Origin of the sequence: Noviherbaspirillum galbum, assembly GCF_010974945.1 — a bacterium.
GTDB lineage: Bacteria > Pseudomonadota > Gammaproteobacteria > Burkholderiales > Burkholderiaceae_D > Noviherbaspirillum > Noviherbaspirillum galbum.
In genome coordinates, this window is the sequence record NZ_JAAIVB010000016.1 from 1 (window position 1) to 4,773 (window position 4,773).

The 4,773-nt window shown below is 58.8% G+C and carries 6 protein-coding genes and 1 pseudogene; 5 read left to right on the forward strand and 2 right to left on the reverse strand.

Annotated features, from left to right (window positions below):
- The 5 genes and pseudogenes from G3574_RS06865 to G3574_RS06885 all read left to right on the forward strand — a co-directional run.
- Positions 1–458, forward strand: a pseudogene (locus G3574_RS06865) (methyl-accepting chemotaxis protein); the annotation flags it as partial.
- Between the two features lie 33 nt (positions 459–491).
- A complete protein-coding gene (locus tag G3574_RS06870) occupies positions 492–1,298 on the forward strand; it encodes a CheR family methyltransferase (RefSeq protein WP_163961392.1) in 807 nt (268 codons plus the stop codon).
- Between the two features lie 3 nt (positions 1,299–1,301).
- Complete coding sequence (locus tag G3574_RS06875; RefSeq protein ID WP_205609683.1) at positions 1,302–1,784, forward strand: chemotaxis protein CheD; 483 nt, start codon at positions 1,302–1,304, stop codon at positions 1,782–1,784.
- Positions 1,785–1,791: 7 nt separating this feature from the next.
- Positions 1,792–2,886 (forward strand): protein-glutamate methylesterase/protein-glutamine glutaminase, encoded by a 1,095-nt coding sequence (locus G3574_RS06880; protein ID WP_163961394.1) that lies wholly within the window; start codon positions 1,792–1,794, stop codon positions 2,884–2,886.
- 62 nt (positions 2,887–2,948) lie between these two features.
- Positions 2,949–3,356 (forward strand): response regulator, encoded by a 408-nt coding sequence (locus G3574_RS06885; RefSeq protein ID WP_163961396.1) that lies wholly within the window; start codon positions 2,949–2,951, stop codon positions 3,354–3,356.
- A gap of 116 nt (positions 3,357–3,472) precedes the next feature.
- Here the strand turns inward: G3574_RS06885 and G3574_RS06890 are convergent, their stop codons facing one another.
- Both G3574_RS06890 and G3574_RS06895 read right to left on the reverse strand, forming a co-directional pair.
- Positions 3,473–3,853, reverse strand: coding sequence for a nuclear transport factor 2 family protein (locus G3574_RS06890; RefSeq protein WP_163961398.1), 381 nt, complete (start codon positions 3,851–3,853; stop codon positions 3,473–3,475).
- Between the two features lie 61 nt (positions 3,854–3,914).
- The gene (locus G3574_RS06895; protein ID WP_163961400.1) at positions 3,915–4,289 is read right to left on the reverse strand and encodes a VOC family protein; all 375 of its coding nucleotides are present in this window, start codon (positions 4,287–4,289) and stop codon (positions 3,915–3,917) included.
- Between the last annotated feature and the right edge of the window lie 484 nt (positions 4,290–4,773).

Here is a 4,773-nt window from a genome sequence, read left to right on the forward strand (position 1 = left end):
AGGTTGCGGCGCAGGAGATCGGCGAGGTGGCCGAGGGCAGCGTGGAACTGGCGGAACGGGCCGGGACGCTGCTGGAGAAGATGGTGCCCAACATCCGCAAGACCTCGGACCTGGTGCAGGAGATTGCGTCGGCGTCCCAGGAGCAGGCGACCGGCGTGGGCCAGATCAGCGCGGCGGTCAACGAGCAGAGCATGACGACCCAGCAGAACGCCGCCAGCTCCGAAGAGCTCGCGGCGACCGCCGAGGAAATGAGCAACCAGGGCGAACAGTTGAAGCGTGCCGTCTCATTCTTCCGGTTGCGCGGGCAACAAATGCAGGAACAGTCGCCGCGACCGAGCGCGCGATCCACATCGAAGCCGGCCGGGCATGCGATTCCCTCCTTTGCCACGACGGCAAGGAAGCCGGCTCCCGCCGTCGCGGCGACGGAAATCGACGAGGACGATTTCGTACGTTTCTAGCATGAACGAAATTTGCAGATTGAGCGGTCTGTCATGGTGAATCTAGCTCTATCGGATGAAGAGTTCGGCGCAATCCAGCGCTTCATCCATTCGGCTGCGGGCATCAGCCTGTCGAATGACAAGAAGGCACTCGTCAAGGGCCGCCTGGCCAGTCAGGTGCAGCGACATGGATTGAGGAGCTACAGGGAATACCTGCAGCTCATCAGCAGCGGCCAGGCGGAAGCGGAAACGCAGATCGCGGTCGACCTGCTCACCACCAATGAAACGTATTTTTTCCGGGAAAACCAGCACTTCGAGCTCCTGCGCCAGAAAGCCATCGGGGATCGCCCGGCGCAGATGCCATTCCGGGTGTGGAGCGCGGCCTGCTCGAGCGGCGAGGAGCCCTACAGCATCGCGATGACGCTGGCAGACTGCCTTCCCGGAAAGAAATGGGAACTGGTGGCTTCGGATATCAGCGGGCGTGTACTCGACCGCGCCCGCAAGGGACATTATCCGCTCGAACGCTGCCGCGACATCCCGGCGCATTATCTGAAGCGGTTCTGCCTGAAGGGAGTCGGGCCGCAGGAAGGGACCTTGCTGGTCCAGAGAAGCTTGAAAGCGAACATCCGCTTCATTCACCTCAACCTGAACCAGGCACTGCCTGACATCGGGTTGTTCGATGTCGTCTTTCTTCGCAATGTCATGATCTATTTCAACGCGGCGACCAAACAGCAGGTCATCGAGCGAATCACCGCTGTCATGAAACCCGGCGCCTGCCTGTATGTCGGCCATTCGGAAGGCTTGAATAACATTCCTTCCACCCTGCGCATGGTCAGGCCATCCGTCTACGAACACAGGTAAGCGATGAGCGCGCGCCAGATCACCGTTTTTCTCAACCCGGGCGAATACTTCGTAGGCGACGAAGGGTATCGGATCTCTACCCTGTTGGGTTCGTGTGTATCGATCACGCTCTGGCACCCGGAGCGGCTGATAGGCGCCATGTCGCATTTCGTCCTTGCTACCCGAGGCAGGACATTGGAAACGCCGGACGGACGCTATGGCGACGAAGTCCTTGAACTGATGATCGGCGAACTTGCGGCTCTCGACATCAAGGCAACCGACTGCAAGGCAAAGATTTTTGGCGGTGGAAACATGTTCACATACCAGGCGACCGGAACACCCATCGACATCGGCAAACGAAACGGCGAGGCTGCGCGCCGCCTGCTGCAATTGCATCGCATACCGATTGCATCGGAAAGCCTCTTTGGCAGGGGCCACAGGAAGATCGTCTTCGACATCCGTACCGGCCACGTCTGGTCTCGCCACGCAGAGCAATCATTGAAATGAGGAAGATATGAGTGCCATCCAGGTGATGATCGTCGACGACTCGGCCGTCATGCGGCAAGTGCTCGGCGATATCATCCAGCGCACGCCGGGCATGCAGGTCATGCATGCAGTTTCCGATCCGGTCGCGGCGATGGAAAAAATGAAATCGGGCTGGCCGGACGTGATCGTGCTCGACATCGAAATGCCCCGCATGGACGGGCTGACGTTCTTGAAAAAGCTGATGTCCGAGCGGCCCACGCCGGTGGTGATCTGTTCGAGCCACGCTGCCCGGAGCGCCGACCTGACCTTGCAGGCGCTTGGCGCCGGAGCGGTCGCGTTCGTGACCAAGCCGCAGCACGGCCTGAAAGCATTCCTGGTCGATTCCGCCGCGGACATGATGCGTACGATTCAGCATGCCGCGAAAGCCAGGCCCCAGACTGCGCCCAGACCACATCCGGTCCTGAAGGGACCCTCGATGACCGCCATGGCCGATGCGGCAGACGTGGCGCAAAGGTCGAATGAGATCACTTCGAACCCGGCACGCCATTCCGGAAGGGTCATCGCGATCGGCGCTTCCACTGGCGGCACCCAGGCGCTGGAGGCAGTGCTGCGATGTCTTTCGAAGGAGACGCCGGGAATCGTGGTCGTGCAGCACATGCCTGAAAAGTTCACCTCGCTGTTCGCCCAGAGGTTGAACGACATTTGCGAGATTGACGTTCGCGAGGCACGCAACAACGACATCGTCTTGCCGGGACAGGCTCTCATCTCGCCAGGCGGACAGCATATGCGATTGTCGCGTGCGAATGCGGGCTACAAGGTCGAAGTTGTCGACGGGCCTGCGGTAAATCGCCACAAACCTTCGGTGGACGTGCTGTTCAGGTCGGTAGCGCAGGTTGCCGGAGCCAAGGCGATGGGCATCATCATGACGGGCATGGGCACCGATGGGGCGCGCGGCTTGCTGGAAATGCGCCACAACGGCGCGCGTACCGTCGCGCAGGATGAACAAAGCTGCATCGTGTTCGGCATGCCCAGGGAAGCCATCGATCTCGGCGCTGCGGAGACGATTGCTTCCCTGTCGTCGATCCCGGGCGAGATCAGGCGGTTCGTCTCGAGCATCAACTAGGCGGGCGTGCAACACCTTGCCAAAGCTGCCGTACTTTTCAACCTTTCTCTACCGAATACCCTATGGATACGACACTCAAGGTTCTCATCGTTGACGACTATGACATGACAAGGGATTTGCTGAAGGTGATTCTTCGCAGCGACCGCTTTGACATTGTCGGAGAAGCGAGAAGCTGTGCGGAATGCCTCAAGCTTGCCCCCCTGCTGCAACCGGACATCATCCTGCTCGACATCGTCATGCCGGATGGCGTAGGCCTGAGCTTGCTGCCGGAGCTGAAGAGACGCCTGCCAGCGTCGAAGATCCTGATGGTGACTTCGTCGGACAGTGACGTGGCAATCAAGAAGGCGATGCAAGGCGGGGCGGATGGATATGTCGTGAAGCCTTTCAATACGGAATCGGTGCTTGGAACGATGCGCAAGATCCGGACAACCTTCGCCGTAGCCAGTTCCGCCAGCTTCAAACGGGCGTGAACGCCTGGCGTCGCGTCGCTGTAGCCGCATTCACTTGCTGATTGCAGGATGCCTGTGCCGGACGACACCGCCTTCCCTGTCGGCGGACCTGCTTGCACGGCAACGTCATAACAGCGCTATTCCTTCTGCGTGCCTTCCATGACGGCCGGACCAATCACGAATGATGCGCTTTGAATGCGTCCGCGCTCGACAACATAGATGCAGACAAGCTCCACATGGCCCGGCCCCTCGGGGAATGTGCGTGTGACGTCCTCATGATCTATCACGACATTGCTCATTACGGTTCGCTTGAGCAGCCTGGCGTGCAGGTTGGGCTCGGTGAATCGAGGGGCCGTACGTGCACGAATTTCATCATGGCCGGAAGCCAGCAACTTGCCAGGATGCTCGAATTGCTTCGCATCGGGTGCATAGGTGGCAAGCCAGGCTTCCAGGTCTTTTGCGTTGTACGCTTCTAATTGGCGCTGTACCACTTCCTCGGGGGATGACCAGCCTGTCATGGAAAAACCTCATTGTTGGAATTGACGTCGTACCGCTGTAAAACATCCCTGCCCGGCTACCCTACTTCCCGGGCGCATGGCAAACCGCTTCGATGTTGTGTCCATCCGGACCGATGACGAAGGCTGCATAGTAGTTCGCGTGATAGTGTGGACGCAATCCGGGGGCGCCGTTGTCCTTGCCCCCGGCCGCCAAGGCTGCCAGATAGAAATCCTCTACTTCCTGGCGCGTGTTGGCGGCGAATGCAAGGTGGAGAGGCGCGACCACTTCCCTGGTCTGGCAGAGACACAAGGAAGCATTGTTCCTGCCCAGAAGCTCGATGCCGTAGGACGGATCGCCTTCGGCGCCTGCCACGACGCCAAGCGGTGCGAGCGCCCTCAAGAAGAATGCTTTTGCCGCAGGATAATCGCTGACTCCAAACTTCACGTGGTCAAACATGTTTTCTCCGATTAGGCGAGGTCCAGGTGCAGCTTCGTGCTGCTTTTCGTGAATGCCGGAATGCGTTGAACAGGGTTCCCGTCATCCAGCAACCGCGGAATGCCGATACACCATTCGCACGCAAATATAAATATATCGGACGCAAGATCGTTGGTGATCGCAGGTTACCACTGAGGCGAATCAAGACGTCGAACAAAAGGGAGGCGCCGCTGGTTTCGGGCACTACACTTTACCAACGCTGTACTTCGTTCGGTAACCTGCGGTTTTACCATACCGCCATCTACAAAACTGCTGCCGTGCCAATGAGCTTGATCTCGTTCTGACATTTTCTGTTGCAGATATTTGACGCCACTGCCTCTACAGCGGATTGCCGGTAGCTTTAGGGTAGGTGAGCAAAGAGAACATCTGCGGGTATAAAAGGTCTTATCGCCACCTGCCTGCGGAAGAGGTGCCATCATGCCCGTTCCCTATTCGATGGATTTGC

Bases quoted from the DNA above. Each gene is read 5' to 3' on its own strand.
- G3574_RS06870 (WP_163961392.1), top strand. From the start codon at position 492: ATGGTGAATCTAGCTCTATCGGATGAAGAGTTCGGCGCAATCCAGCGC.
- G3574_RS06885 (WP_163961396.1), top strand. From the start codon at position 2,949: ATGGATACGACACTCAAGGTTCTCATCGTTGACGACTATGACATGACA.
- G3574_RS06880 (WP_163961394.1), top strand. From the start codon at position 1,792: ATGAGTGCCATCCAGGTGATGATCGTCGACGACTCGGCCGTCATGCGG.
- G3574_RS06890 (WP_163961398.1), bottom strand. From the start codon at position 3,853: ATGACAGGCTGGTCATCCCCCGAGGAAGTGGTACAGCGCCAATTAGAA.
- G3574_RS06895 (WP_163961400.1), bottom strand. From the start codon at position 4,289: ATGTTTGACCACGTGAAGTTTGGAGTCAGCGATTATCCTGCGGCAAAA.
- G3574_RS06875 (WP_205609683.1), top strand. From the start codon at position 1,302: ATGAGCGCGCGCCAGATCACCGTTTTTCTCAACCCGGGCGAATACTTC.